The 25,262-nt window shown below is 39.0% G+C and carries 27 protein-coding genes; 14 read left to right on the forward strand and 13 right to left on the reverse strand.

Translation table 11 applies throughout. The features are described from left to right. The first annotated feature begins 17 nt into the window (after nt 1–17). Nucleotides 18–1,172, forward strand: coding sequence for an alanine racemase (locus ED557_01040; protein RNC85391.1), 1,155 nt, complete (start codon nt 18–20; stop codon nt 1,170–1,172). Between the two features lie 16 nt (nt 1,173–1,188). Here the strand turns inward: ED557_01040 and ED557_01045 are convergent, their stop codons facing one another. The 6 genes from ED557_01045 to ED557_01070 all read right to left on the reverse strand — a co-directional run bounded on the left by ED557_01045 (nt 1,189) and on the right by ED557_01070 (nt 6,824). Beyond that, a complete protein-coding gene (locus tag ED557_01045) occupies nt 1,189–2,202 on the reverse strand; it encodes an LD-carboxypeptidase (GenBank protein RNC85392.1) in 1,014 nt (337 codons plus the stop codon). 4 nt (nt 2,203–2,206) lie between these two features. Continuing rightward, the gene (gene nadD / locus ED557_01050; protein ID RNC85393.1) at nt 2,207–2,803 is read right to left on the reverse strand and encodes a nicotinate (nicotinamide) nucleotide adenylyltransferase; all 597 of its coding nucleotides are present in this window, start codon (nt 2,801–2,803) and stop codon (nt 2,207–2,209) included. After that, nucleotides 2,803–3,630, reverse strand: a complete 828-nt coding sequence (bamD, locus tag ED557_01055) for an outer membrane protein assembly factor BamD (protein ID RNC86130.1) — start codon at nt 3,628–3,630, stop codon at nt 2,803–2,805. The genes nadD and bamD overlap by 1 nt, the downstream gene beginning before the upstream one ends. A gap of 19 nt (nt 3,631–3,649) precedes the next feature. Beyond that, on the reverse strand, nt 3,650–4,642 hold the full coding sequence (locus ED557_01060; protein ID RNC85394.1) for a polyprenyl synthetase family protein: 993 nt from the start codon (nt 4,640–4,642) through the stop codon (nt 3,650–3,652). A 44-nt stretch (nt 4,643–4,686) separates the two neighbouring features. Next, on the reverse strand, nt 4,687–5,718 hold the full coding sequence (locus tag ED557_01065) for a type 2 isopentenyl-diphosphate Delta-isomerase (GenBank protein ID RNC85395.1): 1,032 nt from the start codon (nt 5,716–5,718) through the stop codon (nt 4,687–4,689). A gap of 386 nt (nt 5,719–6,104) precedes the next feature. Next, a complete protein-coding gene (locus ED557_01070; protein RNC85396.1) occupies nt 6,105–6,824 on the reverse strand; it encodes an SDR family oxidoreductase in 720 nt (239 codons plus the stop codon). 37 nt (nt 6,825–6,861) lie between these two features. Between ED557_01070 and ED557_01075 the strand changes: the two genes are divergently transcribed. Then, nucleotides 6,862–7,629, forward strand: a complete 768-nt coding sequence (locus ED557_01075; GenBank protein RNC85397.1) for a nucleotidyltransferase domain-containing protein — start codon at nt 6,862–6,864, stop codon at nt 7,627–7,629. Between the two features lie 8 nt (nt 7,630–7,637). Here the strand turns inward: ED557_01075 and ED557_01080 are convergent, their stop codons facing one another. Then, a complete protein-coding gene (locus tag ED557_01080; GenBank protein ID RNC85398.1) occupies nt 7,638–8,144 on the reverse strand; it encodes a DUF2480 family protein in 507 nt (168 codons plus the stop codon). Between the two features lie 7 nt (nt 8,145–8,151). Further along, on the reverse strand, nt 8,152–8,811 hold the full coding sequence (locus ED557_01085; protein RNC85399.1) for a methyltransferase domain-containing protein: 660 nt from the start codon (nt 8,809–8,811) through the stop codon (nt 8,152–8,154). Nucleotides 8,812–8,859: 48 nt separating this feature from the next. Here ED557_01085 and ED557_01090 point away from each other — a divergent pair, with 48 nt between their 5' ends. Continuing rightward, complete coding sequence (locus ED557_01090; GenBank protein RNC85400.1) at nt 8,860–9,486, forward strand: hypothetical protein; 627 nt, start codon at nt 8,860–8,862, stop codon at nt 9,484–9,486. A gap of 55 nt (nt 9,487–9,541) precedes the next feature. Here the strand turns inward: ED557_01090 and ED557_01095 are convergent, their stop codons facing one another. After that, complete coding sequence (locus ED557_01095) at nt 9,542–10,609, reverse strand: hypothetical protein (GenBank protein RNC85401.1); 1,068 nt, start codon at nt 10,607–10,609, stop codon at nt 9,542–9,544. 61 nt (nt 10,610–10,670) lie between these two features. On the opposite strand from ED557_01095, the gene ED557_01100 reads away from it, so the two are divergent. The 6 genes from ED557_01100 to ED557_01125 all read left to right on the forward strand — a co-directional run bounded on the left by ED557_01100 (nt 10,671) and on the right by ED557_01125 (nt 16,669). Next, entirely contained in the window at nt 10,671–11,822 is a 1,152-nt protein-coding gene (locus ED557_01100; protein ID RNC85402.1) for a glycosyltransferase, read from the forward strand. A 54-nt stretch (nt 11,823–11,876) separates the two neighbouring features. Further along, nucleotides 11,877–12,794 (forward strand): tyrosine recombinase XerC, encoded by a 918-nt coding sequence (locus ED557_01105; GenBank protein RNC86131.1) that lies wholly within the window; start codon nt 11,877–11,879, stop codon nt 12,792–12,794. Nucleotides 12,795–12,807: 13 nt separating this feature from the next. Further along, nucleotides 12,808–13,107, forward strand: a complete 300-nt coding sequence (gene raiA / locus ED557_01110; protein RNC85403.1) for a ribosome-associated translation inhibitor RaiA — start codon at nt 12,808–12,810, stop codon at nt 13,105–13,107. A 6-nt stretch (nt 13,108–13,113) separates the two neighbouring features. Continuing rightward, a complete protein-coding gene (locus ED557_01115) occupies nt 13,114–14,145 on the forward strand; it encodes an HPr kinase/phosphorylase (protein ID RNC85404.1) in 1,032 nt (343 codons plus the stop codon). Between the two features lie 75 nt (nt 14,146–14,220). Continuing rightward, nucleotides 14,221–15,195 (forward strand): M23 family metallopeptidase, encoded by a 975-nt coding sequence (locus ED557_01120; GenBank protein RNC85405.1) that lies wholly within the window; start codon nt 14,221–14,223, stop codon nt 15,193–15,195. A gap of 91 nt (nt 15,196–15,286) precedes the next feature. Continuing rightward, the gene (locus ED557_01125) at nt 15,287–16,669 is read left to right on the forward strand and encodes a peptidase M28 family protein (GenBank protein ID RNC85406.1); all 1,383 of its coding nucleotides are present in this window, start codon (nt 15,287–15,289) and stop codon (nt 16,667–16,669) included. Here the strand turns inward: ED557_01125 and ED557_01130 are convergent. Together ED557_01130 and ED557_01135 are read right to left on the reverse strand one after the other, a co-directional pair. Further along, complete coding sequence (locus ED557_01130; protein ID RNC85407.1) at nt 16,662–17,357, reverse strand: TrmH family RNA methyltransferase; 696 nt, start codon at nt 17,355–17,357, stop codon at nt 16,662–16,664. The two genes, ED557_01125 and ED557_01130, sit on opposite strands and share 8 nt — an antisense overlap. A 59-nt stretch (nt 17,358–17,416) precedes the next feature. Next, nucleotides 17,417–18,088: a DNA-binding response regulator gene (locus tag ED557_01135; GenBank protein ID RNC85408.1), complete on the reverse strand. Its 672-nt coding sequence runs from the start codon at nt 18,086–18,088 to the stop codon at nt 17,417–17,419. A gap of 198 nt (nt 18,089–18,286) precedes the next feature. Between ED557_01135 and bioB the strand changes: the two genes are divergently transcribed. From bioB to ED557_01160, 5 genes are all read left to right on the forward strand, one after another. After that, the gene (bioB, locus tag ED557_01140) at nt 18,287–19,279 is read left to right on the forward strand and encodes a biotin synthase BioB (protein RNC85409.1); all 993 of its coding nucleotides are present in this window, start codon (nt 18,287–18,289) and stop codon (nt 19,277–19,279) included. Between the two features lie 3 nt (nt 19,280–19,282). Next, a complete protein-coding gene (locus tag ED557_01145; GenBank protein RNC85410.1) occupies nt 19,283–20,173 on the forward strand; it encodes a hypothetical protein in 891 nt (296 codons plus the stop codon). A gap of 109 nt (nt 20,174–20,282) precedes the next feature. Then, the gene (locus ED557_01150; protein ID RNC85411.1) at nt 20,283–20,528 is read left to right on the forward strand and encodes a hypothetical protein; all 246 of its coding nucleotides are present in this window, start codon (nt 20,283–20,285) and stop codon (nt 20,526–20,528) included. Nucleotides 20,529–20,700: 172 nt separating this feature from the next. Then, a complete protein-coding gene (locus ED557_01155; protein RNC85412.1) occupies nt 20,701–21,414 on the forward strand; it encodes a hypothetical protein in 714 nt (237 codons plus the stop codon). Nucleotides 21,415–21,479: 65 nt separating this feature from the next. Next, entirely contained in the window at nt 21,480–22,163 is a 684-nt protein-coding gene (locus ED557_01160; GenBank protein RNC85413.1) for a DUF4386 domain-containing protein, read from the forward strand. Between the two features lie 57 nt (nt 22,164–22,220). On the opposite strand, the gene ED557_01165 is transcribed toward ED557_01160, so the two are convergent. Next, complete coding sequence (locus ED557_01165) at nt 22,221–23,300, reverse strand: 2-oxoacid:ferredoxin oxidoreductase subunit beta (GenBank protein ID RNC85414.1); 1,080 nt, start codon at nt 23,298–23,300, stop codon at nt 22,221–22,223. A 15-nt stretch (nt 23,301–23,315) separates the two neighbouring features. Beyond that, entirely contained in the window at nt 23,316–25,178 is a 1,863-nt protein-coding gene (locus ED557_01170) for a 2-oxoacid:acceptor oxidoreductase subunit alpha (GenBank protein ID RNC85415.1), read from the reverse strand. Nucleotides 25,179–25,262 lie beyond the last annotated feature (84 nt).

Here is a 25,262-nt window from a genome sequence, read left to right on the forward strand (position 1 = left end):
AAAAATAAGAGATATGTTTGGGAATTGTTACCCCGCTTAAATTAAATGCATTTAATCTATTTATGTCCTTAGAAAAGTATAGTACTCCGGTTTTAATCCTGGATGAGCTAAGAGCAAAAAAGAACATCTTAGCTATGTTAAAAAAGGGGAATGATGCTAATGTCGATGTTCGGCCGCACTTCAAAACTCATCAATCAATAAAAATAGGAGAATGGTTTGAAAAAGCGGGAGTAACCGGGATTACAGTTTCTTCCCTAGTGATGGCTGAGTATTTTGCTGATGCAGGCTGGAAAAGCATCACTGTTGCATTCCCGGTAAGTTTTCTACAGGCAAATTTGATCAACCAACTAGCATCGAACATAGAGCTACGGATTTTGGTAACTGATACAGAAAGCGTCGAAAAACTCGATGGCCTAATAAGCTCAAAAGTTAAGGCGTATATAGAAGTTGATCCCGGTTATAATCGAAGTGGCCTCCCGACTAATGACTACAATAAATTAAACAAATTGAAAAAAGTCATTGAAGATTCCGCTAACCTGGAGTTTTATGGCTTTTATACTCATGCCGGTCATAGCTATACATGCAGATCTAAATCAGAAATAAATGAACTTACTGCATCGATAACCCCCCTACTCCGTGATCTAAAAAAAGAGTTTCGAGCTCCTATTTGTTTTGGTGATACACCAATTTGTTCAACGATAGAATCATTTGACTTTACAGATGAGATTAGCCCAGGTAATTTTGTTTTTTATGATTGGACTCAAGTGGAAATTGGCTCCTGTTCACATCAGGAAATAGCAGTAGCTATGAGCTGTCCGGTAGTAGGAAAATATGCGGAGAGAAATCAATTGCTGATTCATGGAGGAGCGATTCATTTTTCAAAAGACTCTTTTACAGATAGTTCGGGCGTGACCCAATTTGGGAAAGTAGCCGAACTGAATGAAAATGGAATTGGAACGCCAATTAAAGGGAATTTTGTCAAATCATTGTCTCAAGAACACGGGATTGTTCAATGTACCGAGGACTATTTTAACAGCGTATCCATAGGAGACTCTATAGCTATTCTTCCTATTCATTCCTGCTTAACTGCAGAAGCTATGGGAATTTATCAAACGGTTAAAGGTGATCAAATTGAGCACATGAGTAGAAAACAATCTAATGTGTTCAGATAAGAAGTACAGTTGAGTACTAACGAACTGCTGCTTCCAACAATTGAATGGTTTTTAATTCTGCGTCCATTTGGGCCTTAATTCCAATTGGTAGTGTAATATTTCTATCCTCATGACTGATCATAGCACCATAAAAAGCAGGTATGTTTAATCCACCAATATGATCATTGAGCACTTCTTTTAAAGGCAGACTGTTTGAACCAGAAGAGCAGTCAGTACATTTACCAAATACAAAACCATTTATCTTATTAAGAATACCCGAGAGCTTTAACTGGGTAAGCATACGATCTACCCGATATACATCTTCTCCTATATCTTCGAAAAAAAGAATCGCTCCTTCAAAATCTGGTAAGTAATCTGAGCCAATCATTGAAGTGAGTACTGTTAAATTTCCACCCAGTAATATCCCCTCTGTTACTCCCGGTGTAATAGTAAACGTGTCTTCCTGATCTTCGGGAATCTCATAATGAGCTTTTTTAGCATTAATGAGCACTTCATCCCATGAATCTACAGTAAATGAATTCCAATCTGATTTTCCTACAGGGCCATGAAAAGTGATTAATCCTGTATTCTTATAAATAGCTAATAACAGGGAGGTGATATCGCTAAAACCTATGAATGGTTTGGGATTATTTTTAATAAGTTCAAAATCTACCATAGGCAGAATCCGATTACTTCCCCACCCTCCTCTTGTACAGAGAATAGCGTCAATGGTATCATCTGAAAACATATCCATTATATCCTGAACACGATCTTCATCTTCACCGGCTAAATACCCCTTTCTGTCTTTTACATGCTTGCCTAATACCAAGGTATATCCAAGTCCTTCCAGACTGGTAATCATATTTTCGAAATCATTGGGATTATAAATCGGACTACCGGGTGCTACAAGACCTAATGTAGCTCCCCTTTTAATTCGCTTTGGCTTTATGATCTCGGACGAAGAACTCTCAAAACCAGAGAAAGCTGGCAATATTCCAAATAAAGAAAAAGCACCTAACCTGGCAATAAAATCCTTTCTTGAAAAAGCCATGGTGTTATTTTTTTTGCTTATACAATGCTTCTTCTTCTATGATACCCAATACCTCATCTGGTACTAAATGGCTAGGAACTTCCCCATCTCCCATAATTTCTTTTACCATCGTAGACGAGACATCAAAGGGAACATGTTCAACAAATAAAGTCTTATCCAATATATACTCTTTCACTTCAGAGTGATTGGCTCCGGGACGTTCAGCTACAAGTAGCTCGACTTCTTCTATAATTTCCTCATGGAGCCTCCACTTGTGAAAGCTAGCCAAACTATCTTCTCCCATACAGAAATAAGGAAAATCGAAATCTGGATTCTTTTCTTTTAGAAATTTAATCGTCTTGACAGTATAAGACGGTTTTGGTAGCTCATTCTCAATAGTAAGAATTTTGAGGCGATCAACCCCGGTAAATGCTTGTTGGAGCATTTTAAGCCGCATTGTATATGGTGCATGATCCTTTTCTGTCTTATGAGGAGGGTATGGAGTTAAAAGGACCCAGAGTTCATCAATCTTACCGGATGTAATAAAAGAATGAGCTATCGAAACGTGCCCCGAATGAACAGGGTCGAAAGTTCCTCCAAATAATCCGATACGAGGTTTCATTAATTATCGCCTAGCGCTACTCCTTCTACTGAAGGAGATAGTTTAGACAACTTATCCTGGGCTTCCAAATAAAGACTTTCTGCCTTCCCCCTGTCCTGGCTTTGGGGGAATAACTGGATAAATTTTTCATAAGTAGAGACCGCAAGATTATAACGCTCATTCTGTTTCTCAGTGATGCTATTATCAGCATATGTTATGTAGGTCTCAATTTGCCTTACTAGCGCTCTTTCAGCCCAAACTGACTCAGGATACTGATCGATAGTTTGATCAAAATAGATAGTTGCTGCGAGGTATCGTTGTGTTCTTAAATAAAATTCAGCCGCTTCAAAGTTTTTTCTCGCCAATTTATTTCTGAGCTCATCAATTCGTTGAGCAGATTCTTGTACATACTCTGAATCAGGATATTTGCTATTGAACAACTGAAATAACTCTATAGCTCTTAATGTTGAGGATTGATCTAATCGATATCTGGGACTTTGCATATAAAGACATACTGCCCTTTTGTAATCCACTTCCTGTACCCGAGCGTTTTGCGGATAATAAGCCAAAAATCGATCGTACTCGGAAGCAGCCAGGATATACTGCTTATTTAGAAAATAACTCTCAGCTAGATAAAATTGAGCTTCTTCAGCATAATTTGACCCTCTACCTAAACGAGTTACCTGATCAAAACCATAAGCTGCGTCACCGTATTTCTCTTTTTCAAAAAGAGCCACTGACTTATCAAACGCTACATTAATAGGCTCTCCGGGTCGGACAAGATCTTTATTTCTACACCCTGTAATTAAAAAAACTGCTAAAAGCAGATAAACTGGCAAACGATTCATTTTGAAAAAGGAATATCTTTTAGTGATCACGATTTTGTAAGAAGATAAGTAGATTTTTTAGTTCAGTCTTGTATTTGGAATCAGAAAAATTAGCAAGCAATTCATAGGCCCTGTTGTATCGGTCTGAGATTTCCTGAATTGCGTCTTCCAATACATTTAATTTTTTAAAGATGCTCAACACTTCATTAACCGATTCTTCGGTGGGCAATTCAGCGTCTAAGGTTTCATTTATTATTTTAGATTGATCTTCATCTGCACGCTCTAACGCAAGAATAGTTAGATATGTTTTCTTTCCTTCAAAAATATCCCCACCTGGTTTTTTGCCAAACCTTTCAGGATCGGCAGTAGCATCTAGCAAATCATCCTGAATTTGAAATGCCAATCCCATACAAAGTCCAAGCTCTTTTAGATTACCTCTTTGTTCAGGTGAAGCGTGCCCCGCAATCCCTCCCATTTCAAGTGCTCCACTTAACAATGCTGCTGTTTTGCCGGCAATCATTTCTAAATACTCTTCATGAGATACAGAATCTCTGGTCACAAACTCCATATCCAGAGCCTGACCTTCACATACCGTAACTGTCGAGTTCAAGAAAACCTCATTAATATCGCTGAATTCTTTTTTACTGTAGCTTTCCTCATTACCATAGTATCCAAGCTGTTGCGCGGCTTTAGCAAACATAACATCACCACCTAATATGGCGATGTTTTGATCCCATTTTTTATAAACACTTGCTCTACCTCGTCTGGTCTCAGCAGAATCCATTATATCATCATGAACCAGTGTAAAGTTATGAAGTATTTCTACCGCAATAGCAGCTGGCAAAGCTTCATTAGTTTGCCCACCACACATTCCACATCCTAAAAGACTAAGAATGGGACGAATCCTTTTGCCTCCCCCATTTAGTGCGTACTTGAAGGATTGGTAAAGAGTTTCTGGAGTTTGCGGTAATTGTAGATGATTAAGACCCGACTCTATTTCAACGAGCAGCTCTTTATGTAATGAATGACTCAATGCGGTTTTAAAATTTCATCAAAGATAACAAATATAGAAGCTCTTTATTTGTCTGTTTTTTCAATCAAATGGGTACTATTTAGTTCTTTTAAAGTACTACATCCCAAAAGAGTCAAAATGATCTTTAGATCCTTTTTCCATACCTCGAACAAGATTTCAAGCCCTTCCAATCCCGACTCAGAGATTGCCTTTATGACGGGTTGAGCACTTGCGGTGAATGTTGCTCCTAAACAAAGTGATTTCGCTATGTCATGTGCCGTTCGTATACCACCTGATGCTATTAATTCAAAACTTCGCTCCCATTGTAACGAACTTATATCCCGTATACATTGCGCTGTTGGAATTCCCCAATTATCGAAACTATGGTTTGGATTCTTATTCGAAGAGCGGTAATTCTCTACTTTAGCCCAACTGGTACCCCCAGCACCTGCAACATCAATAACTTCTACTCCTGCATTCAATAAGCGTTTGGCAACATATTTGGAAATCCCTGCGCCAGTCTCTTTTACCAAAACCGGTACATGAGCATCGTTTACCAGTTGCTCAATGCCTTCCAAAACCCCTTTGAAATTAGTATCTCCCTCTGGTTGCATAAGCTCCTGAAGCGGGTTTAAATGAATGATGATAGCATCAGCTTCGATACTACCGGTAATTTTCATAATAGCGTCTTTGGAAAAGCCACCAACCAGCTGAGCTCCTCCAATATTGGCAGCAATAAATGCCGTTGGGGCTTTTTCCCGAACTATAGAAAATGTTTTGATTACAGAGACATCTTCCAGCATCGCTCGTTGGCTACCTACTCCAAATGGGAGATTAAACTGCTCACAAAACTCGGCGATAATCGCGTTTACAGGACCTGCTTCAGCGTACCCCCCAGTCATTGATGAAATGAATAAAGGAAAAGCAAAGCTTCGACCTAATAGTGTGGCTTCTGTGGATACTTCATTATAGTCCACTTCGGGAAGAGCATTATGTACAAAGTTAAATCGGTCAAAACCAGAAGATTGGCTGTATTGAGTACCTTCGGTCACTGTTAGTTCAACGTGGTCTTTTTTTCGCTGTCTGATGTCTGCCATAAAAGAACTTCTTGATTCCAAGAGTTAATTCCAATTCAATTCTATGTCATCCTTGTATAAGTCAGGTAATTTGTTGACAACTCTGAATACTGGGATTTCATGAATCTATACTAAATGTTCTATTTCAGGGTCATCCCGAACTTGTTTCGGGATCTTTGTGAGGATTGGAGCTATAGAGCTCCTCAAAATATAACAAGGGATGTATCGAAAGAGTGTTCTTCTCGGTGTAAAGAGTAACGATGATAGTACATTTCCGGCCATTCCATAAGATCCCGAAACAAGTTCGGGATGACTTCATTAAGAAGCGGTGGGAAGTGAATTATGACTAACTGAGTTTAACCAAAATTGTCAACAAATTACTTGACTTCTCAAGGATGACGTAAAAGTCAAGGTAAGTACGACCCAGAATTGATATGAAAAGTTTGACCAGTTGCGTGAGCGAGTTTACCTTCGGCTAGCAGCAGAACCAGGTTCGCTATTTCACCGGTTGGAGCAATAGAATCTAAGGCTAAGCCCTGTGTAAGGTATTCCTCTCCATATACTTCAATAGATTCTCTGGCCATATCAGTATCTACAAAACCAGGTGCTATCGTATATGCGGTGATACCAGCTTTTCCAAAGCTGCGGGAGATACTTTTTGTTAAACCAATCATTCCTGCTTTACTCGCTGAATATGCAGCATACTCTTGTGTATCTCCCCTCTGCCCTGCTCTGCTCGAGATATTTATGATTCGTCCTTCTATTCCCTGTTCTTTCCATGCGTTTATAGCCCATTTGCAGAGAAGAGCAGACGATCTAAGGTTTACTTGCTGAGTAATGTCCCATGTTTCTAACCACTCTTCATCAGAAATATCAAAATCAGCTTCCCTAAACATTCCCGCATTGTTTATTAATACTTCGGGGATCGCTTTTTCTGAGAACTCTTGCTTTATCCTTTTAAGCTCTTGTTGATTGGATAAATCACATACTATATGCCGGAATTTGCTATTGTTTGATTGGTTTACGGTTGATGTGGAAGTTCCAATAACCTCAAATCCATTAACCAATAATAGATCACAAATAGCTTTGCCAATTCCGCGGGACGAGCCTGTTAAAAATGCTTTCATACCTGTTAATCAGTCTTTATTGATATATCTTAAGTTCATGGAAAAGGAAATTAAAAAAGAGTTACAGAAATTAGAGCATGAAATGGAAATAAAAATCCTATATGCAGTTGAATCAGGAAGCAGAGCATGGGGATTTCCTTCCAAAAATAGTGATTGGGATGTAAGGTTTATATATATACACAATCAAGAATGGTATTTATCAATTGATGACAAAAAAGATAGTTATGTAAGGATTTTACCAAATGAAATAGATTTAAGTGGTTGGGAGCTTAGAAAAACTCTAAAGCTATTTCGTAAATCGAACCCTCCTTTTATGGAATGGCTTGATAGTCCAATTGTCTATAAAGAAGATTTTTCAACAATCAGTAAACTTAGAAAAGCTTCAAAAGAATATTTCAACCCGAAATCTTGTATGTACCATTACCTAAGTATGGCAGAAGGTAATTTTCGAGAGTATCTGAAAGGTGAGAAAGTAAGAATCAAAAAATATTTCTATGTCCTGAGACCTGTATTGGCGTGTTCTTGGATAGAAAGAACAAATAAAATGGCTCCGATGGAATTTGAGACAATGGTAGAATCTGAGATTAGAGAAGATAATTTGAAAGCTGAAATTCTTAACCTACTTACCCGAAAAAAATCAGGTGAAGAACTAGATTGGGAACCCAAAATTGAAACTATTGATAACTTTCTGGAGGAAAGAATTACTTACTTCAAAGCTTTTTTAAAAGACTTTGATTTTAAGAAGTACCCAGATACTGAAAAGCTAAACAGAATTTTTAGAGAGACACTTGAAGAAACAGCCTAAATGGCAAGCTACGCCTTCCAAACAGGGACAAAGCTGCACGCTTCTCCATACATTATCTTTTTAGCTGTGCCCAGTAATTTGTTGGTAACCAATAAGTAAATTGAATCCGGAATATGTATATCTCCACACCCTTTTAGTAAGATAAATTTGCCCTGATATTGCTCCCATTCATGATTTTCAACCCTTTTTCGATATAAGTCATGAAGTACTTCTTCAGGAGATAAATGGAAAACTTCTTTAGCAGGTTCTGATGCATATGAAGTAATCAACATCCATGCCCAGGGAGCAATAATGGCATCTGTAGAACAGAAGACTGACAAATACTTCCCCTTATACTGAGACCAGTCGTGATTGACTAAATGCTCCCTAAAGTCATTCTCTTTAAGCAGTAAACCCATGTGCAGAAAATCCTTGATATCCAATGTTTCTATTGGAGTGGGATCATGAAATAGTTTAGCCAGATCTAAAGTGATCAGCTTTTCATTTGCCTTTACCTTGTTTACAATTTCAGCCATTCTTTGATTATTTCTTTCTGATGATGGAAACGCCATCCCTAATTGGCAGTAAAACCTGTTCTACCCGCTCATCGTTTGTTACATGAGCATTAAAATCCGCAATTGCTTGTGCTTTATGATCTTTTGGTTCTAATACGGTAGCATCCCACAATACATTATCAGCTACAATTAGGCCTCCGGGCTTAAGCTTAGCCAGAGACTGCTCGTAATAAAACGTGTATCTCAATTTATCGCCATCAAGATAAATTAAATCAAAACTTCCTTCCTGCATTTTAAGGGTTTGTTGAGCGTTTCCCTTCACTAGAGTGATCTTGTGTCCAACTTTCGATGCTTCAAAATGCTTTTTGGCCAAATCGTGATACTTCATGTTCATCTCTAGTGTGAACACCTCTCCATTTTCTGGCAATGCCTCAGACATCATAATTGCGGAGTATCCTGTAAAAGTACCTATTTCAAGTACACGTTCAGCTCCTGATATTTTGATAAGCATCTTAAGTAATTGCCCAACCAGACGACCACTTAGCATATCGATGTATTCCAAAGCCTGATCGGAAGTCTCCATCAATGATTTGATCTCTTCAGATTCAGAAGTGGTATTCCTCTGGGCATACTCTTCAACCTCCGAATGTGTGATTGTGACCACTTGTTCTCCTCTGTGCTTCTTCATAATTGGAAGATACGGTTCCTTGTCCTATCATCCCCAAAAAAGAAAATTTTGGAATTTATTCCCGCGAAGGAATCCAGGTTTATTATTTGGTTTTTCTATTGGTACACGCGCTTGCTTTTAAAACTCCGCTTTCGATCGGTGAGCATTTCGCAAAAGTATACTCCATCCAAAGAATCCAGCACCGTTTACTTTATCAATCACAATTATTGGTGGGATGGACTATTGCCTCTTTACCTGAATAATAAACTGTTTAAACAGAAAGCCAGGGCCTTAATGGAAGACAAGCAGATGAAAGAATATCCCTTCTTTTCGAGGATTGGAGCCTTTTCTATTAATCTGAATGACCCAAAGTCTTCTATTAGCTCCTTACGTTATGCAGTTAAGTCATTGCAAAGACCTCACTCCTGTCTTTTTATTTATCCGGAGGGAGAACTTGTCCCACCCTCAAATGACAACCCAACATTTAAACCGGGGCTAAGCTGGATGTATAAAAAAACTAAAGGAATAGATTTTGTACCGATAGTATTTAGGATAGACCATTCAAAAGCCAGCAAGCCCGATTTATTTATCTCAATTGGAGAGAAAGTTAATTTTGATAAAAATATGGACAGCAATGAATTAACAATCCTATTTGAAAAGGAAATAATGCTCCTTATTAATCAGGAGACCGAATAAACGTTGAACTTCGAACTTTGAACATTCAACGTTGAGAGTTCAATGTTAGATGTTCTCACCAGGTCCATTGATACAACATCTTAGATCTTTGTACCCAATGTGGTTTTTGAGATAGGAATCGCAACCTCATCCGAACCATCCACCAGTATTTTTCTTCATAAATCCGATCGGGTTTGATGTATTCAGTAATCCCTTTTGCTTTGAAGCTTCCTTCCTGATCTGTTAGCGTAGCATCTGCCAGAAATCGTTGGTAAAAAGGCCCATTATCTAAAACTCTAGACTGATTTAAAGTTATTGAAGTATCTCCGGATCCAAGGCGTATGCTGCGAGCAGAATTCAATCCTAGTTTTGTTTTGGAAAAATCGGATAACTCAAGATTTTCGAAGGTTCTTGAAATAATCTGTTCTTCTTTTGAAATCAGCCATGCTTCATGCTGTTGCTTTCCATTCAAGCCGTTCATGATATAGTATACTAAGGTATACTGGGGAAAATGAATTCTGCCCCAATACCAGTCTTCAAAACTATCCTTTAAAGGTTCATACCCTGTGTTATGATCATGATACCCCACCCCATTAAACAACACACTATGATCCCTTCTACCTTCTAATATTATTGAACCTGTGACTTCAGCTCTGGGTTGCAAAAGGTTCCAGAAGTGACGGTCATCAGAACTATGTTCAATTAATCCTTCACTGAGCTCAGTACTTTTGAAAAGTAAATTGGCTTGTATTGAGTGATTTGAATCCAATTGCTGTGCAATAAGCAACCGATATTCAAGAGATTTATGATCTTGTTTCCATTGAAAAAAATTACTCCCGATTCTTGCACTTCCTTCTTCTTCGTTCCAATGAAAAGAACCTGGCTTGTATTCTACAAAGCTGTAGTATTCAGGTTTATCTTTATGATATACTGATATACTAATAGCCGGGAACTGATCTGGGGTTGCTTCTTCATCCCTTAGAGCTTCGATATATCGAGGCGAAAACGGATTCCCTTCATAGAAAATAATCACAAACGACCATTGCTTATCAAAGCTTAGACCATCAAAATACCACCACTCATATCCTGATGAGGGTTTCTCGGGATCAATATGTTCATCTTTGAGTTTAGTGGAAATGTTCATCCCTAAATAAACGGTTGTTCATGGTGATGGTCAACCAAGCGTTCAGTACCTTTCGTTCGATATGATTTACATTCTTTACTTTGCCCTGGCATACCTGATTATTACTTCAATTGTCTTAATTCGAAACCTATTTGAATTTAAGAGCCTGGTCAGTATTGATTCAAAAAACTCATCATCAGAAGCACTTGTAAGCATATGCATACCTGCCAGGAATGAAGAAGAAGTAATAGAAAAATGCATTACCAGTGTTCTAAAACAAGACTATCCTTCATTCGAAGTATTAGTGCTTGATGATAATTCCACAGATCAAACCTCATCTATTATCTCTGGTATTGCTTCATTTGTATCGAATCTAACCCATATTAGAGGCAACCCAAAACCTGATGATTGGCTGGGCAAACCCTGGGCTTGCCACCAGCTCTCAGAAGCAGCAAATGGAGATATCTTAATTTTTATTGATGCTGATGTTTGGCTAGAAAAAGAAGCTGTTTCAAAGGCGGTTCATGCACTACAGGAAAAAGATGTCGTTACAGTATGGCCCCAACAGAGGCTCGGCTCGTTTTGGGAAAATATGATTGTTCCCCTTGTCTATTTTACTCTCTACACATTACTCCCCGCTATTTATGTAGAACAGAATCCAAAATGGATGCCATCATTTATGGCAGAACGCCTTAATAAAAAATTCGCTGCAGCTTGTGGACAATTCATAGCCTTCCATAAACGATCCTACCAAGAAATTGGCGGACATGAAGTAGTAAAAAAGGAAGTAGTTGAAGATGTTGAGTTAGCCCGTTTAATCAAGCGAAAAGAACTTTCGCTACAAATGTTTGATGGAATAGACACCGTGTATTGCAAAATGTACAGCTCACATAAAGAGATTTGGAATGGGTTTAAGAAGAATTTTCTGGCTGGTTTTGGCAATTTTTTTGAATTCTTTTTTATGTGGGCTATCCATACTGTTGTATTTATAGTGCCATGGATTACATTGTGTTATGCCATTTTATCGGGAGCTAATTCAATTCTTATTTTGAGCAGTATAGTAATCGCTTCACAATATCTTCAAAGAACGATTCTTAATTATAAATACGGCTGGAGTTTTATCACAGGTTTCTTGCATCCACTTTCAGTTCTATGGTTTCATGCTTTAGCTGTTGTTTTGATTGTGGATAAACTAAGCGGAAGAAAAGCGATTTGGAAAGGCCGTGAAGTATAAAAATTGAGATTTATACTGTTTCTTTTTGTTGTTCAGATAAACATATTCCAAGCAATGAAATCTGTAGTAGAGAAATATCTGAAATACCTTCAGGTTGAACGTAATGCTTCCCCTCATACTATTCTCTCTTATGAAAATGATCTCAATTCATTTCTAAAATTTTGTGCCAGTCAGCAAGAGATTTCTATAGAAGAAGTTGGAATTAAAACAATAAGCAGACTTACTATAAGACTTTGGCTTGGAGATTTATCCGATGCGGGTCTTTCGAAAAGTTCGATAACACGTAAAGTTGCTGCTCTTAGATCATTTTTTAAATATGCATTCAAACGAGGCTTTATAGAAAAGAACCCTGCTCACCTCTTGGTTGTACCCAAAAAGGATAAAGTATTACCTAAAACGGTTACTCCTGAGGATTTAACAAGAATGCTTGAAAATATTGAATTGGATTCTACAAGGAACCTTCAGGATCGAGCTATTCTTGAAGTATTTTATGGTACTGGAATCCGGGTAAGCGAGCTTGTTGGGCTAAACATTTCTGACGTTGATCTGAGAAATGGTCAAATCACAGTTACTGGAAAAGGAAACAAAGAGCGTATTATCCCTCTTGGAAGTACTGCAGTTTCTATTCTAAAAACTTTTATATCAAAGCGCCCGGAGTTATATGGTGAACGTACCGATGCAGATGCTCAAGGGGCTTTATTCTTAGCTCCTAGCGGACAACGAACATATGATCGCTCAGTAAGATACATGGTAGAGAAATACCTGAAGAAAGAGAGTGAAGTCACTCAGAAGAGCCCACATGTATTACGGCATAGTTTTGCTACCCACATGTTAGATAATGGAGCCGATATACGATTAATCAAGGAATTTTTGGGACATGCGAACCTGGCTGCAACCCAGGTGTATACACATACTAGTGTTGAGCGCCTAAAGAACGTTTACGAACAAGCACATCCAAGAGCAAAAACTTAGAAAAGGAGAAATCATGAATATCCAATTTACAGCACGTCATTTTGAAGCAAGCACTGAACTAAAAAACTACTGCGAGGACTCCGTAGCTAAGCTTAAGCTTTTCTATGATAGAATTGTGAGTTGTAGTATTGTACTAAATCCAAACGCAGATAATGACAATCCTCAACAAGCGGAGATCATAATTCAGATACCAAATAAAGTACTTACCGCTTCAGAAAAAGCCCCAAAGTATGAACAGGCAGTACTTGCTGCAGTCGAGAACCTCTCTCGTCAATTGAAACGCTATAAAGAAAAAAAATTCAGCACTCATTAATTAGATATGCCATTTTCACCACAGCCAGCTATACCTATTAAGGAAAAGATCTCTGTTACCTACCTCATTAAGAGACTGCAAGAACGTGTACATATAAATTTAGTAGCATGTGCAGCAGGAGATTGCGGAGATCACAGATATGTAACTGAAGCCGAACTTACGCGGCCAGGACTGGCATTAGCTGGGTATTTAAAGCTGTTCACTTTCCAACGGATACAGGTAATTGGGAATACCGAAACTCAATACCTCGAAAACTTACCTGAAGACAAACAGAAAGAAGCTTTTCGAAATATTACTCAGTTTCAAATTCCGGTAATTTTCCTAACCGATGGGAACTTACTCCCAAAGTATCTTTTAGATATAGCTGAAGAAGCAGGAATTCCGATATTCATGACACCTTATGAGACAACTCGTTTCATGTTTCTCTTGAGGGATTTCCTGGACGATCAATTCGCTTTGCAAACTATCGTTCATGGAGCAATGGTGGATGTTTACGGTATTGGTATACTTATAGCCGGAAGATCCGGTATTGGAAAGAGTGAAGTTGCTCTTGACCTGGTAGAGCGAGGACATCGATTAGTAGCTGATGATGTTGTTATGCTTACTAAAAAAAGTAGTGTGTTAATGGCTTCTGCTACTGAGATGAGTAAGCACTTTATGGAAATTCGAGGCCTCGGTATAGTAGATGTTATGTCTATGTTCGGCATACGATCTATCCGTTACCAGAAAAGATTGGAAGTGGTAATGGAATTAATGCTCTGGGACGATGAGGAAGACATCAATAGAACAGGGTTGGATCATGATACATTATCCATTCTGGATCTGGAAATCCCTTATATAAAATTACCTATCACACCTGGAAAAAATATTACGGTAATCGCAGAAGTAATAGCAATGAATCATTTGTTAAAACACTACGGTTACGATCCGGCAAAAGCTTTTCAAGATCGAATACAATCAAGTATTGCAAAAAAAACAAAAGGAAAGGACAAATCAATCAAACGCGCAATCGAGTATTTTGAAGGTGATATGGAGTAACATTAGAGTTTTGGATTACTCTTTTATCAAGAAATTATAGTCGTTAACTTATTTCGCTGTAAGATTATTGATTAGATGTCTTTAGAAAATCATTACTACTACGACGAGAAATCTTGTGAATTTATTCCCATAAGTTATAACCGCAAAGAGCAGGTTATCTATAATTTATCAATCTGGATTTTAACTGGGATTGTTTTTGCTGGTATTGGAATTATCCTTCTTTCAACTAAAATAGGTACTCCAGCCGAACTTGCTCTGAAAGCCGAGAATGAAGCGTTAAGTGAGCAGCTTGAATCTACTAAGGGAGCCTTGGTTGAGCTTGATGAAAGCCTGGAAGAATTAGCAAATCGTGATAACGAAGTTTACCGATCCATTCTTGGACTCAATGAAATTTCCCTTGATGAACGACAAGCAGGTACAGGTGGAGTCAATCCGAATGAGGAATTTGATATTTACAGTAAGTCTACAGCTGAACTTTTAAGTTGGACTTCCAATAAAGTTGAAACCCTTGAGCGCAGAATAGGGATCCAAAATCTGAGCTTTGAAGAAATCAAAAACCAATACAATCTCAATAGAGATAAATTAAAGCATATACCTGCAATAAAGCCTGGTAGCGGTATTCTTATCAGTGGATATGGTCTACGATTTCACCCAGTTCTTCAATATAGCCGTCCTCATAACGGAGTTGATTTCCGTGCCGAAATTGGTTCTCCTGTTTATGCCACTGGTGATGGTACTATTAAATATGCAGGACGAAGGGGGAATCTCGGAAGAATTGTAATTATTGACCATGGATATGGATTTGAAACTCTTTATGCTCATTTATCAGCATATGGGAATGGAATTAAAGTTGGAACCGAAGTTAAACGAGGTGAAGAAATTGCTAAATCAGGGAATTCGGGATTAGTTGAAGGGCCTCACCTTCACTATGAAGTTCATCTCAATGGTATTGCGGTTGACCCTCTCCTCTACCTTTTTGCTGATACCTCACCAGAAGAGTATATGATGTTCAGAAGAATTTCTGAAACCAATGTAAATTCCCTTGATTGATTTAATCCCGACATGTCGGGATTTTTTATTTCAAATATTTTCATTTCTCCTCTCCTCTTTTTTATTTCTTTAGCCGAATAAAACATAAACTATGAAACGATCTGCTTTTCTATTTCTATCACTCACCATCTTTATTAGCATACCTATTGGCAATCTAAACGCTCAATCTTCCATTTCGGCAACTTTTGCAAGTGAAGCTGAAGCGTTGATAAAAGCCTCTGTAGAAAATGAACTCGGTTGGGAGCGACTGACTTATCTGGGAGATTATTATGGGCCTAGATTAAGTGGTTCTCAAACTTTAGAAAATGCAATAGATTGGGTAGTTGAAGAAATGAAAAAGGATGGTTTTGATCGAGTATGGACTCAACCAGTAACAGTTCCACATTGGGTACGAGGTAAAGAATCAGCTACGCTTAATATCCCAGTTGAGAGAAACCTCCCAATGCTTGGGTTGGGTGGTAGTATCGGAACTCCCCATGAAGGGATAACTGCAGAGGTGCTGGTTGTTAAAAGCTTTGATGAACTACAGGAACGCAGTGATGAAGTAGAAGGAAAAATTGTCCTTTTTAATGCGGAATTTACTACCTATGGCCAAACCGTTTCTTATAGAGTAAATGGAGCTGCTGAAGCAGCCAAGCACGGCGCTGTAGCAAGTATGATTGCCTCTGTCGCTTCCTATTCAATGCAGACTCCTCATACTGGAGTTATGCGGTACCAGGAAGGTATTCCAAAAATTCCCCACGCTGCTATCACTGTTGAAGACGCTCTATTAATGCAACGTTTTGCAGATCGAGGAGAAACTCTTGAAGTCACGTTGAAGATGGAAGCTGAAAACTTACCGGATACTCAATCAAGAAACGTAATCGCGGAGATTAAAGGTTCAGAATTCCCAGACGAGATTATAGTGCTTGGTGGTCATATAGATTCCTGGGATGTTGGTGCTGGAATGATGGACGACGGAGGTGGTTGTGTTGCCGCATGGGAAGCTCTTAGACTAATCAAGAAACTTGGGCTTACTCCAAAAAGAACTATTCGGGTTGTGCTATGGACTAATGAAGAAAATGGTCTAGCTGGTGCAAATGAGTATAAACGCTGGGTGGAAGAAGATGAAAAATCGTTAGACAATCATATTCTGGCTATGGAATCAGATGCCGGAGTTTTTGATCCTATAGGATTTGGTTTTTCAGGTAGTGATGAAGCCTTTGAAATTCTTACTGCCATGGGATTACCCCTAAAGGAAATCGAATCGGGTGAAGTAAGTAGAGGTGGCGGCGGAGCTGATATCGGCCCCCTAATGAGAGCAGGAGTTCCGGGAATGGGATTACGTGTAAATGGCGAGCAATACTTTTGGTACCACCATACCGACGCCGACACCATCGATAAACTCAATATTGATGACTTCAATGAGTGTATAGCAACCATGGCTATATTCGCATACGGTACTGCCCAACTTGAGGAACGTTTACCTAGGTAGATGTTCTGAATTCTTCTTCGAATTTTTGAACGAGTTTATCGGAAGCTTTGATGGTATTCTTAAGCCAAAGCAAGGCAAGCTCTGTTTTATAATCTTCACTAAGCTGCCAGTTTATATTCCCACTTCGAAGTTTATTAGTTAAATCGTATAGGCAAATTGCAGCACTCACTGAAATATTAAAACTCTCACTGAAACCGTACATAGGAATCTTAACAAAACCATCTGCCAAATCTCTAACACGGTCACTTATCCCCTCTCTTTCAGAACCGAATACCAATGCTGTTTTATCAGATACCGAAAGTTGATGTAGGTTTACATCTCTTTCGTGTGGAGTAGTTGCAATGATTGTATACCCTTCCCCCTTAAGATTTTTGAAGCACGTCTCTACATTATCCTGACTTTCATCGTTGTATTTGTGAAGTGTTAACCATTGATGAGCTCCGATAGATACTGTGCTTTCTGTATCAAATGCGGTTCGGTTTTCTATAATATGGATATCCTGTATTCCAAAACCGTCGCAACTTCTTAGTACTGCATTTGCATTATGGGATTTGTGCAAATCTTCGAGCACAACAGTCAGATGAGTCGTTCTTTTTGACAACACATCCTGGATGGTATTCCACCGGGCTTCAGTAGTGAACTCCTTGAGGTAGTCTATTAATTTTTCAGTGTAAGTGTCCTTATCCATAAACAAAAAAGCCCTCACACTAAAAAAGTGTGGGGGCTCAAAACTTGTGTATGTTTAAATCATTCGCAACGGAACATGAATCCTTTTTTTCGGATGGTCTCGATGTAATCAACCTCAGAATACTCACGGATTTTTTTCCTGAGGTAACTGATATATACGTTGATATAATTTGTTTGAGTGTCAAAATGAATATCCCAAACCTTTTCAGCAAGTTCTTCTTGCGTTACGATCTTATTCTTATTCTTGAGGAAGTAAACTAGAAGATTAAATTCGTTATTGGTGAGTTGAACCTTCTCATTGTTGATAGAAAACTCACGTTTCAATAAATCAACTTTAAGTTCACCACAAGTAAGAAGCTGATCGCTACCAGATTCTGATCGGCGCTGGATAGCTTCCATCCTTGCTATAAGTTCTTCGGTATTAAATGGCTTTGTAAGGTAGTCATCTGCACCAACTTTAAGGCATTTTACCTTAACGTCTGTTTCTTGTTCTCCTGAAAGAATAAGAACCGGTGTCTTTACATTTTTATCCCTAATATTTTTACAAACCTCATAGCCGTCGCCATCCGGGAGCCCCAAATCCAAGATGATCATATCAAAGTCACCTCCAATAGCTGCCGCTTCTCCAGATGCTGCGGTATCTTTAGCTTGTACGGAGTTACCGTTATGCTCAAGAACAGCTTTTACCAGAGTACGTACCGAAGGATCGTCTTCTACAACTAATATGTTCATTGGCTAAATCCTAAAAAAATCCTGTTAAAGTTGTTCAAGCGTAAGCATTTATGAGCTTCCGATCAATAGATTGATTAAGAAAAGTTAATAAACATTAGAAAGAAAATCCTATTTAGCATTAACAGGAGATGGTTTTTGGGCGTTGGGTTTTGAAAGGAATCCTCTTACTTTCTTCTCAACTTAAAACGATTGCACCCTATGATTGAAGTAAGAAACGACTGGACGCTAGAAGAAATTTCCGAAATCTACCACTCCCCTCTTATGGAGCTTATTTACCGGGCCCAAACGGTTCACAGAGAGTTCCATGAAACCGGAGAAGTCCAGGTTTGTACATTACTATCGATCAAAACTGGTGGTTGTTCAGAGGACTGTTCTTACTGCCCTCAATCGGCTCGTTATAACACAGGAGTAAATAACGAGAAGCTAATGCCTAAAGAAATGATTGTTGCTGCTGCTGAGAGAGCTAAAGCAGCCGGAAGCACTAGATTCTGTATGGGTGCAGCCTGGAGAAGTGCTCGACAAAACAAAGACTTTGATCAGGTACTCGAAGTAGTTACGGAAGTAGCTGATTTGGGCCTCGAAGTTTGTGCTACATTGGGAATGCTTACCGATGATCAAGCTGAGAAACTTAAAGATGCTGGACTATATGCATACAACCATAACCTGGACAGCAGCGAAGATTTCTACAAGAAGATTATTACTACCCGTACTTATGAAGATCGGTTAGACACAATCAAAAGAGTTCAGGATAACAATATTTCTGTATGCTCCGGAGGTATCATTGGAATGGGTGAAACTCATGAAGATAGAATTGGACTCCTTCATACCCTATCTAACCTCGATACACATCCTGAGTCAGTTCCGGTTAACGCCTTAATTGCTGTTGATGGAACCCCAATGGAAGGTCAGCCCAAAGTACCAAGCTGGGAGATGGCCCGAATGATTGCCACTGCGCGTATCCTTATGCCGGAGTCTATGGTTCGTCTTTCTGCAGGTCGTGTTCGAATGAATTTTGAAGAGCAAGCTCTTTGCTTTATGGCCGGAGCCAATTCCATTTTCACAGGTGAAAAGCTGCTTACTACAGACAATAATGCCCTGGATGAAGACATGCATATGTTTGAGCTTTTTGGATTGAAGCCACGCCCTGCTTATAAAGATGCCAAGCCGGAGCATGTACCGGAGATGGCATAAGTGATGGATAATATGGATTTCAAATTCAAGGAATTAGAAGTCTTATTAGATCCCAATACTCCCGATCACCAAGCTTCAAAAAAATTAGAGATTGCTAAAAGGTACTTTCAAGCATGTGCAAACTGTATTAATACTGAAAAATTTTTCATTGAAGATAGAGATGGTTTTTTATTAAAATTTGAGGAGTGCTTCTTTGCCACAGTACAAATTGCAGAGCAATTCAATACAGAGATATGTAATAGAATTAAAGAAACTGAAGAGAAATTAAACCTTTCTCAAAATGCTGTAAAACTGGGATTACTATCGAATCGAAAGCTAAGATCTTCTTCTTTTTTTAACACTTTATTTAACGAGATTAGAATTTCTAGTTTTTCCTTATCACTTCCAGAACAAAATGAGACAAGAATTACTTCTCAACTTCTTTTGGATATTACAACTGCATTAATTCGACTTTCAAATATGTCTGGTGCAGTATCAAAACAAGCCGAACAATGGTGGGTTAAAAATGAAGATGTACTGATCATAAATGATTTATATGACCCAAGAAAGATCAATAAAACTCATTTAAAAAAATTAGTTGAAGAATATAAACAAAGCATTGTAAGTATATCTAGCACACTTCCTGGGGCTTCTTCAGAAGTTTTAGAAAACGAATTACAAGATGTTATAGACGAGCTGAATAAGAAAAAGACATCTTGGAATAAAGTCTTATCTAAAATATCTCAAACAATCCTAATTATTGCCGCCCTTACTACAATTTCGGCCAATGTTGATAAAGCCTACGAAAATGGCGTAAAGGTTTTTAACTATATATCAAGTCGGTCAATTGAAATTCTAAAATCGAATGAGAATAAACCTCTACTCCCTAGCGATTTAAAAAATAGTAGCGAATAAAGAAGTTTATCGGATTGATACTAAGTCGCTTTACTAGATATTAAATTCACACCATTTTCACACTTCTTTGTTAACTCATAGATGTCCTTTAACCAATAAGGAGGTACCTATGAATATCGAAATGCTCTATGAATTCTTTAAATGGTGCAGCATTTTCAATATTACCATTCTAGCCTGGTGGGCAGTTTGGATTATGGCTTTCCCCGGCTTTGTATACAAAATGCATAGCCAATGGTTCGAAATGCCCCGTGAGCAATTCAATCTAATCCACTACAAAGCCATTACCTTTTATAAACTGTCTATTATTCTGTTCAATGTTATTCCTTGGCTGGTACTTATGAAAATGCAATTATAGCTTTTAGTCTTCACTTCTTAGCACAAAAAAAAGAACGTGATCACCTGATGTTCACCATTTTACTAGTACGTTGATCACCTAAAGTTCACGTTCAAAGCTCAATAAGCTTCGTAACCTTGTTCGTTCTAAAAACGCCTGTTATAGGCTTTAAATCAATAAACAAGGAGAAAACATGAAGTTTAAACTATTCATTATCTGCAGCGCATTCGCACTCTTAATCAACGCGTGTGATAGCACCTCAGGGAATAAGTATGAAGAACCAGAATTAGAGATCAACAACCCTGCTAGCGGGAGTTTTATTTATGGTTCAACTACTATTGAAGTTGAATTACTTAATCCGGAGTCATCCAATGTTTCTGAGATCGCGATTATCATCAATGATAGCCAGATTGGAGCCCTATCAGAAGCTCCCTATGAGTTTGAATTCGATAGCGAAGACTTTCCAAACGGAGAAACCAGCATTACAGTAATAGCAACAAGTGATGGTGAAGAATACGAAACAGTAACCTCTGTAGTCATAAACAACGCATTAGGCGAGATTTATGGAGACTGGATGTATACAACCTCTACTACCCGGTTCTATGAAAACGATGTATTGGTAAACACCGAATCAGTTGATATGAGTATCCTGGACACTGTATATGGATTCGAAAGACAAGGTGATCTCAAGATAAGTGTTGGATTTTCTGATACCGTAGTTGTTACTCAGTATGAAATTATTGACGGGATGCTTCAACTATTCACCGATCCTGAAAGTGATCCAATACAAATCGAATGGAAAGCCGCTGATCAGTTTAACCTGATTACTGACAATGGAGAGTATATAGAAGACGGTATTCTCAAGAGAGAAGAAATGGTATCTGAGCTTTACAGAGACTTGGATTAAGCATTATAAGCGAGGGCTCATAGCCTTCGCTTTTTTCATTTCACTAATTCCAATCAAAGCCTGATATGAACACTCAAATTCAAAAAGCGGCATTAATCGCAGGAATCGGGATTTTCATTATGGTGCTTACAGCCCCTATAGCTGAATTCGCTGTTTTCCCTAAACTAATCGACTACAGAAACGCTGAGGTTACTTTTAGCAACATTCAGGAAAATCGAGGTCTATTCACTATTGGAATATTCCTTCATTTAATCACCTTGATCTGTGATGTAGTTGTTGCTTGGGCATTGTACTTGTTCCTTAAGCCCGTCAATAAAAACTTTTCTTTACTAACAGCACTCTTCCGATTAGTGTTTGCTGTAATTACACTCTCTGCCCTGCTTAACCTGGTAGGTGTGCTCAATCTAACGCAAGCTGCCAGTTACCTGACCGTATTTGAGAACTCGATTCATTCCGAGGTTCTTCTTTCGATAAGAAACTTCAATCTCCAATGGAGCTTTGCCTTTTCTTTTTTCAGTCTTTACCTGATTCTGCTAGGAGTCCTGGTCTATAAGGCTCACTATGTTCCAAAGATTTTCGGAATTCTACTGATCATAGCCGGAGCAGGCTATTTGGTAGATACGTTAAGAACCTTCTTCTTTCCCGCAGTACAAATGGACTATGTAATGATCACCTATTTTGGAGAAGTAATCTTCATGCTTTGGCTTCTAATTAAGGGCTGGAGGGTTCAGATCGAATGCGAAAATTAGAACAAGAAGCACTATCAAAACTTTATCACAGCTAAAATATAACCTGTGTCTGTGTAATTACTTCACTTGCCAGGTTTCACCGCCTCTTAGCAAAGCATCTAGATCAGCTTCACCCTGAGTATCTTTGGCATGCTGTACCTGCTCTACCACTCCTTCATCGTAGCAAGGGCGATCAACTGCATAGAGAACCCCAAAAGGCCGTGGGAATTGAACCCCTTCTCCATTTGGAGGATGCTCAAAGAAACGTGAAAGTAAGTGAGCTTTAGTAGCATCCTGCTCATCATGTACCCATATATCATCTTTTGAGAAAGAATCTCCAAGTTCTACAACTTCAGGAACCAAGCCATTTAGCCTCACTCCTTTATCGTTTTCCTTACCAAACACCATAGGTTGGCCATGCTCCAGGTAAATCGCTTCCTGCGGACGGGTTTTCTTATCAGTAAACAACTCAAAAGCCCCATCATTAAACACAATGCAATTCTGGTAGATTTCCAGCATGGATGTCCCCTTATGCTTGTGACTCCGAAGGATCATTTCCTTTAAGTGCTTAGGATCTCTGTCCATAGCTCTGGCAACAAAACTACCATCTGCTCCAAGGCTGAGCGCCAATGGGTTAAAAGGATTATCTATTGAGCCATATGGGGTAGATTTTGTCACCAATCCTTTAGGAGAAGCTGGTGAATATTGACCCTTGGTTAAGCCATAAATTTCATTGTTGAATAACAAAAGATTCACATTCACATTACGGCGTAAAAGCTGAGTAAAGTGATTGGCTCCAATAGAAAGAGAATCTCCATCACCCGTGATAATCCAAACCGTTAAGTCGGGACGACTTGTTTTTAGTCCCGTGGCAATAGCTGGTGCTCGTCCGTGAATAGAATGCATGCCAAAGGTATCCATGTAATAAGGAAACCTTGACGAACAGCCAATTCCGGAAATGAATACAATATCTTTTTTGGCAATACCCAATTCAGGCATTGCATTTTGTACCTGCTTCAGAATGGTGTAATCCCCACAACCGGGGCACCAACGCACATCCTGGTCGGAAGCAAAATCTTTGGATGAATAAGCGGGTAAGTTGGTTAAATCGGCTTCATGAAGCTGTACAAATTTATCGATAAGTGTTTCTACTGCCATAATTCCTGGATTAGGTTATGCGGGTTGTTTTTCAACGAGCTGAAGAATTTCTTGTTTTAATTCAGAAACCCCGAAAGGCCTCCCCTTCACTTTATTGATAGGTACTGCCGGAATAAGAAACTCCGATCTAATCAACCGTACTAACTGCCCATCGTTGATTTCCGGTACGATGATCTTTTTGAAGCTCTTGAGTAACGACTCCATATTCTTAGGAAAAGGATTGATATATCGAAGATGGGCATGAGAAATATCCATGCCTTCTTTTCTTAACTGATGAACCACGGTTCGAATAGCACCATAAGTTCCACCCCATCCTAATACTAGAATATCACCAGACTCATTACCCTGATCGATATCCTGCTCAGGAATATTCTGCGCTACCAAATCTCGTTTATCCCTTCGTATATCTGTCATTTTCTGATGATTGTCCGGATCATAAGAAACATTACCGGTCACATCTTCTTTCTCAAGGCCTCCCACACGATGTTCGATGCCCTGGGTACCAGGGATCGCCCATTTTCTAACAAGACGTGCATCACGCTTATAAGGCATAAATGCTCCATCTTCTTCTGAATGACGAGGGCCTTCGAATTCCACCTTGATGTCTTTCAGGTCTTCTGAATTAGGAAATTTCCATGGCTCAGAGCCATTGGCTATATATCCATCCGAAAGAAAGATCACCGGAGTCATATGCTCTAAAGAAATTCGTACAGCTTCAAAAGCCATCTCAAAACAATCAGCTGGAGATTTTGGAGCCACAACCAGCAAAGGGCTTTCCCCGTTACGGCCGTATACAGCCTGCATTAAATCGGCTTGTTCCGTTTTGGTAGGCATCCCTGTAGAAGGTCCTGCCCTCTGAATATTCAATACTACCAAAGGAAGCTCAAGCATAACTGCTAATCCAATAGCCTCACCTTTAAGAGCAATACCAGGTCCTGAAGAACTGGTAACACCAATGCTTCCTCCGAACGAAGCGCCTATTGCAGAGGCACATGCTGCAATTTCATCCTCTGCTTGAAAGGTTGTAATCCCAAATTTCTTGTGTTTAGCCAGGCCATGAAGTACATCAGATGCTGGAGTAATCGGATAGGTACCCAAAAATAAAGGAAGATTACTTTTCCTTGCCGCAGCTACCAGGCCAAGCACCAGCGCTTCATTTCCAGTAATATTTCGATAGGTACCTGGTTCTAGGTCTGCTTGTTTGACGGTAACCCTGGAATTGAAAATCTCTGCTGTTTCTCCATAATAGTACCCGGCTTTAAGCACTTTGATATTTGCTTCAGCAATTTCAGGTTTTTTCCCAAATTTCTGGTTCAGGAAATCAATGGTTGAATCCATGGGACGGTTATACATCCAGTAAAGCATCCCCAAAACAAACATATTCTTTGAACGCTCCTGGTCTTTATAAGGAAGGTTCATATCAGCTAAAGCTTCCTTAACCAGTTTGGTTACATCAATTTCGATGACCTCATATTTATCCAGGGAACCATCTTCAAGCGGATTTACTCCTTCGGGATACTTAGCAAGGTTTAAATTCTTTTTATCGAAGCCTGCAGTATTGGCTATGATGGTACCGCCTTTTTTAAGGAGGCTTAAATTTGCTTTCAACGCAGCTGAATTCATGACTACCAGGGCGTCACATTCATCCCCGGGAGTTAAAATTTGTCGGCTCCCAAATTGAAGTTGAAAAGAAGAAACTCCGGGTACCGTACCTTGAGGAGCTCTGATTTCAGCGGGAAATTCCGGGAGGGTTCTTAAGTCGTTTCCAAGAAGCGCGGTAGTATTGGTGAATAGCGACCCCGTAAGCTGCATTCCATCGCCGGAGTCACCTGCAAAGCGAATGGTGACATCCTCACGAACCTGATCCTGTGTGCTCATTATGTGTGATTGGTGGCTGTAAATCGTTCAGCTTGAAATTGTAGCTTTTTCTCTACAAATAAAACTGAAAGTTATGTTTTTGTT

Origin of the sequence: Balneola sp. (genome assembly GCA_003712055.1) — a bacterium.
In the GTDB taxonomy this organism is placed as follows: domain Bacteria; phylum Bacteroidota; class Rhodothermia; order Balneolales; family Balneolaceae; genus RHLJ01.

Excerpts from the sequence above, each read along its gene's own strand:
- ED557_01045 (RNC85392.1), bottom strand. The coding sequence starts at position 2,202 with ATGGCTTTTTCAAGAAAGGATTTTATTGCCAGGTTAGGTGCTTTTTCT.
- nadD (RNC85393.1), bottom strand. The coding sequence starts at position 2,803 with ATGAAACCTCGTATCGGATTATTTGGAGGAACTTTCGACCCTGTTCAT.
- bamD (RNC86130.1), bottom strand. The coding sequence starts at position 3,630 with ATGAATCGTTTGCCAGTTTATCTGCTTTTAGCAGTTTTTTTAATTACA.
- ED557_01065 (RNC85395.1), bottom strand. The coding sequence starts at position 5,718 with ATGGCAGACATCAGACAGCGAAAAAAAGACCACGTTGAACTAACAGTG.
- ED557_01070 (RNC85396.1), bottom strand. The coding sequence starts at position 6,824 with ATGAAAGCATTTTTAACAGGCTCGTCCCGCGGAATTGGCAAAGCTATT.
- ED557_01075 (RNC85397.1), top strand. The coding sequence starts at position 6,862 with ATGGAAAAGGAAATTAAAAAAGAGTTACAGAAATTAGAGCATGAAATG.
- ED557_01080 (RNC85398.1), bottom strand. The coding sequence starts at position 8,144 with ATGGCTGAAATTGTAAACAAGGTAAAGGCAAATGAAAAGCTGATCACT.
- ED557_01085 (RNC85399.1), bottom strand. The coding sequence starts at position 8,811 with ATGAAGAAGCACAGAGGAGAACAAGTGGTCACAATCACACATTCGGAG.
- ED557_01095 (RNC85401.1), bottom strand. The coding sequence starts at position 10,609 with ATGAACATTTCCACTAAACTCAAAGATGAACATATTGATCCCGAGAAA.
- ED557_01100 (RNC85402.1), top strand. The coding sequence starts at position 10,671 with ATGATTTACATTCTTTACTTTGCCCTGGCATACCTGATTATTACTTCA.
- ED557_01105 (RNC86131.1), top strand. The coding sequence starts at position 11,877 with ATGAAATCTGTAGTAGAGAAATATCTGAAATACCTTCAGGTTGAACGT.
- raiA (RNC85403.1), top strand. The coding sequence starts at position 12,808 with ATGAATATCCAATTTACAGCACGTCATTTTGAAGCAAGCACTGAACTA.
- ED557_01115 (RNC85404.1), top strand. The coding sequence starts at position 13,114 with ATGCCATTTTCACCACAGCCAGCTATACCTATTAAGGAAAAGATCTCT.
- ED557_01120 (RNC85405.1), top strand. The coding sequence starts at position 14,221 with ATGTCTTTAGAAAATCATTACTACTACGACGAGAAATCTTGTGAATTT.
- ED557_01125 (RNC85406.1), top strand. The coding sequence starts at position 15,287 with ATGAAACGATCTGCTTTTCTATTTCTATCACTCACCATCTTTATTAGC.
- ED557_01130 (RNC85407.1), bottom strand. The coding sequence starts at position 17,357 with ATGGATAAGGACACTTACACTGAAAAATTAATAGACTACCTCAAGGAG.
- ED557_01135 (RNC85408.1), bottom strand. The coding sequence starts at position 18,088 with ATGAACATATTAGTTGTAGAAGACGATCCTTCGGTACGTACTCTGGTA.
- bioB (RNC85409.1), top strand. The coding sequence starts at position 18,287 with ATGATTGAAGTAAGAAACGACTGGACGCTAGAAGAAATTTCCGAAATC.
- ED557_01145 (RNC85410.1), top strand. The coding sequence starts at position 19,283 with ATGGATAATATGGATTTCAAATTCAAGGAATTAGAAGTCTTATTAGAT.
- ED557_01150 (RNC85411.1), top strand. The coding sequence starts at position 20,283 with ATGAATATCGAAATGCTCTATGAATTCTTTAAATGGTGCAGCATTTTC.
- ED557_01155 (RNC85412.1), top strand. The coding sequence starts at position 20,701 with ATGAAGTTTAAACTATTCATTATCTGCAGCGCATTCGCACTCTTAATC.
- ED557_01160 (RNC85413.1), top strand. The coding sequence starts at position 21,480 with ATGAACACTCAAATTCAAAAAGCGGCATTAATCGCAGGAATCGGGATT.
- ED557_01165 (RNC85414.1), bottom strand. The coding sequence starts at position 23,300 with ATGGCAGTAGAAACACTTATCGATAAATTTGTACAGCTTCATGAAGCC.
- ED557_01170 (RNC85415.1), bottom strand. The coding sequence starts at position 25,178 with ATGAGCACACAGGATCAGGTTCGTGAGGATGTCACCATTCGCTTTGCA.